A 1,455-nucleotide genomic window follows, 5' to 3' on the forward strand; every position below is an offset into this window, starting at 1 on the left:
TTGTTTGTGGCTTTTTGTTCTAACTTCAACTACAGTTCAGGGGCGACGGAACGCTATCGCTGCCGTCGCAAAGCCTTCAACGTAATGTGCAAGCTGGCTGACAATTCGCTATTCAACAACATCTGTAAGACAGACTGCATATTTTCAAATTGTTTTAATTCTGCTCTGCTTCTTTGCCGACACACATTTTAGCACATTTGCAGGCACACAAAACCTTGACACCAGTCCAAACCTGCAAAAGAGCTAAAATATTGCTGACGCTTCTATGACAATCAACGGTTTTCTAAAATGTTTACAAATCATTTGGTGGTATCAATTTTGATACTATTTTTGCTGCAAATAATTCCGACGCCAGTAGGCTGGCATAATTTTTCACCGCTGGGGGTCTGTGCAGAACGGACAAACAGCGGTTCTTTTTTTTATATATTGCGTATATGTCTGTAAATAAAGTAGCTATACTCATTGATGGAGGATTTTTTCTCCAAAGATTTAAAGCAAACAATGGTAAAAATCCTCGGATTGCCGACCTGCAACCCTTCATAGACGACATTATGAATAAGGTTTCAGCGACAAATCCTGCTGGAACAAGTGACCTGCTCCTTAGAACATTTTACTATGATTGCAGACCTAACGGCGACACAAAAACAGACCCCAACGGCAAGAAAGTAGACTTTTCACAGCACCCACAATTTAAGGCTGCTAATGCCTTCCATGCTGACCTCAGAACTTTCCCTCAACTGGCTTTAAGGCTCGGTGAACTTTCATTTGACGGTTGGAAAGTACATCCTGGAAACCCGAAAGATTATATACCTGATTTCAAACAAAAGTCAGTCGATATTAAGTTAGGACTCGATATTGCGTGGATGTCAAGTAAAAGAACTATTGATAAACTTGTTCTTGTGGCTGGCGACAGTGATTTTGTTTCTCCAATGAAATTTGCACGGCGTGAAGGGATACTTGTCTACCTATATCCTATGGGACAACCTCAAATTAAGATTATTCTCAAAGAACACGCTGACTTTATCATAACATAAAAGCAATATTTCAAAGAACTAATCGGCTCGACAAAGCCGACAAACATTTACAAGTGCCACACAAGGCTTGACACAGGAGCTAACACTTGTAAAACTTTGCGGCTTGCTTGGCTTCTAAGACCCGACAAACAATTAAAACCGACACCAAGACTTCCAGCCTGCACATTACATGGGTTTGCTGCTATGCTGGCTGACGAATAAGCCATCAGCTTAATATCGCTATCACCTAATATCCAGCTTGACCGAACGCTATTGAACATTTGAATTTGTTTTGTACTTTGGTTTATTAATCGGCTTCAGTTGCCAGGCTGACATTTATAAAATCAGCACAGCAGCAAGCCCTCAACGTTGTATGCAATTACTTCCAAACCGTCCTTGATCCCAGGCAATGTGTGTCAGCAGCTTGACGAATAGGTGGGTT

1 protein-coding gene is annotated in these 1,455 nt (G+C 41.2%); it reads left to right on the forward strand.

All coding sequences use genetic code 11. The features are described from left to right. The first annotated feature begins 434 nt into the window (after window positions 1-434). Complete coding sequence (locus tag QUB39_RS30465; RefSeq protein ID WP_333245816.1) at window positions 435-1,034, forward strand: NYN domain-containing protein; 600 nt, start codon at window positions 435-437, stop codon at window positions 1,032-1,034. Window positions 1,035-1,455: the final 421 nt, after the last annotated feature.

Source organism: Microcoleus sp. AT8-B5, from assembly GCF_036705565.1.
In the GTDB taxonomy this organism is placed as follows: domain Bacteria; phylum Cyanobacteriota; class Cyanobacteriia; order Cyanobacteriales; family Microcoleaceae; genus Microcoleus.

Excerpts from the sequence above, each read along its gene's own strand:
- QUB39_RS30465 (WP_333245816.1), top strand. The coding sequence starts at position 435 with ATGTCTGTAAATAAAGTAGCTATACTCATTGATGGAGGATTTTTTCTC.